Origin of the sequence: Mesorhizobium sp. M7A.F.Ca.CA.002.09.1.1, assembly GCF_003998555.1 — a bacterium.
Classification (GTDB): domain Bacteria; phylum Pseudomonadota; class Alphaproteobacteria; order Rhizobiales; family Rhizobiaceae; genus Mesorhizobium; species Mesorhizobium ciceri.
The window spans coordinates 1-2057 of sequence record NZ_RZRR01000953.1; the positions used below are offsets into that span (position 1 = coordinate 1).

Below are 2057 nucleotides of genomic sequence, written 5' to 3' on the forward strand. Positions count from 1 at the left end.
GTTCACGCCGAACCCTTCCGATCCCGTCAGCTTCAACGCGACGGGTCCCAACTTGCCGGCAGCGGCCGCGCCGGTGTCGGCCAGATCGACGCTCGCATCCAGCGCCGTGACCCGGTGCGCCGCGATATCACGGGTGGCGGTAGCGGCAACCGTAAGCGTCCTGCCGTCGATGTCCGCCTTCGAGGAAAACTCCATGCCGCCCGGTCCCGACTGCACGACGGTGGCGTCGGTGATCTTGACGAGCTTGATCGCTCCGGTTTCGGGCAGCACGAATTCGACATTGCGAAGATCGATGCGACGCAGCGAATCCTCCCGCACGGCATCGAGTGCGTGGTTGATGTTTCCGAACACCGCGGCGGACAGCTTCTCCGGATCGATGAGGCCGTCCGCATTGCGCAGGCCGGCGGTCCAGTCGCCGCCTGACGGCATCGCCGCCACGACGATGCGGGCATCCGAGATCCTGGCGCTGGTCAGCCGCACATCTCCCCACAGCAGCGGGAACAGACGCACGCCGAAGCGCACGCGGCCGGCATCGGCCATCGGCTTGCCGTCTGATGTCTTCAAGCTGACGTCGCTGACCTGAAGCGCGATGAAACTCGAACCGTCGAGCGTGATGCGGGCAGGCCCGACCGCGACATTGACATCGACGCCCGCCAGTTTCTCAAGCGCCGTTTCCGCCTCGGCGCGAAGCCGGTCGGCTCCGATGCCGGAGGCGCCAACCAGATAAACGAGCACGGCGGCCAGCAGCACGAAAGCGACCAGACCGGCGAACAGTCGCGACAGGATGCGAAAACCGCGTCCGATCGACGCCTGACCAAGCGGCGGCACACGGCAGGCGGACGGAAAGGTCCCCAGGTCGGTGATCTCATCACGCCTGAACCGGATCTTCTCGTGCTGCGGTCGCTCCTGATCCACGCAATTTTCCGTTGTACGAACTCGATCGTGGACGAATCCCCGTCCGACACTATATCGGTGTGGCTTCGCGCGTAACCTCAAACAAGGGCATCGGTATGGCTGACCTCGACGTAGGCGATCTTGCGCCGCAATTTGACCTGCCGCGGGACGGCGGCGGATCGGTCAGCCTTGCCGCATCGTCCGGCAAGCCCATCGTGCTCTATTTCTATCCGCAGGACGACACAACAAGCTGCACGCAGGAGGCGATCAGCTTCTCGCAGTTGAAGCCGGAGTTCGAGAAGGCCGGCGCCGTGGTGATCGGCCTGTCGCCCGACCCCGTCAAGAAGCACGACAAGTTCAAGTCGAAATACAATCTCACCATCGACCTCGCCGCCGACGAGGAGCGCACGGTGATCGAGGCCTACCATCTGTGGGTCGAGAAATCGATGTATGGCCGCAAGTATATGGGCGTCGAGCGCGCGACGTTCCTGATCGGCCGCGACGGGCGGATCGCCAGGATCTGGCGCAAGGTCCGCGTCAAGGGCCATGCCGAAGAGGTGCTCGAGGCCGTTCGAGCGCTTTGAGGTTTGCCGGCGAGGCTGGCCCAGGTTCCCTTGCAACCTTACGCACGCCTGGCGGGCAATCGCTGCGAGCAAGCTATCGCTGCAAGCCTTTGTTAACCCTAATAATGTGTAATCAAGCTGTCGTGGTGTCGTAAACGAAAGCTTGGTCCCGTGAACGCAACCGGTCAGTCCGCAGTCTTCGGCAAGCGTAAGGAGCCCCATACGGTCATCATCGCCCGGGGCAACGAGATCAGGCATTTTACGATCCGACCGTGGCTGGCGGCCTTTATCGGCTCGGCGCTGGCCGCCATTGCCGTCGGCTACCTCATGGCCACCTCCTATCTCGTGCTGCGCGACGATTTGATCGGCGCCACAACGGCGCGTCAGGCGCGCATGCAGCAAGCCTATGAAGATCGCATTTCGGCGCTTCGCGCCCAGGTCGACCGCATCACCAGCCGCCAGTTGCTCGACCAGCAGCTGATGGAAACCAAGGTCAGCGAACTGCTTGAACGCCAGAGCCAGTTGAGCCAGCGTCATGGCCGCCTTGGTCCGCTGCTCGAACGCGCCGAGAGCGAGGTCGGCGCAGCGCCGGCCGAAGAT

At 63.6% G+C, this 2057-nt stretch carries 1 protein-coding gene and 2 pseudogenes; 2 read left to right on the forward strand and 1 reads right to left on the reverse strand.

Going from position 1 to position 2057, the window contains the following annotated elements; all coding sequences use genetic code 11:
* Positions 1–915 (reverse strand): annotated as a pseudogene (locus EN994_RS28795) (hypothetical protein); the annotation flags it as partial.
* 95 nt (positions 916–1010) lie between these two features.
* Between EN994_RS28795 and EN994_RS28800 the strand changes: the two are divergent.
* Complete coding sequence (locus EN994_RS28800) at positions 1011–1478, forward strand: peroxiredoxin (protein WP_063167801.1); 468 nt, start codon at positions 1011–1013, stop codon at positions 1476–1478.
* A 150-nt stretch (positions 1479–1628) separates the two neighbouring features.
* Positions 1629–2057, forward strand: a pseudogene (locus EN994_RS28805) (vitamin K epoxide reductase family protein); the annotation flags it as partial.

What these genes read in the sequence shown, in the direction of transcription:
- EN994_RS28800 (WP_063167801.1), top strand. Translation starts at nt 1,011, where the DNA reads ATGGCTGACCTCGACGTAGGCGATCTTGCGCCGCAATTTGACCTGCCG.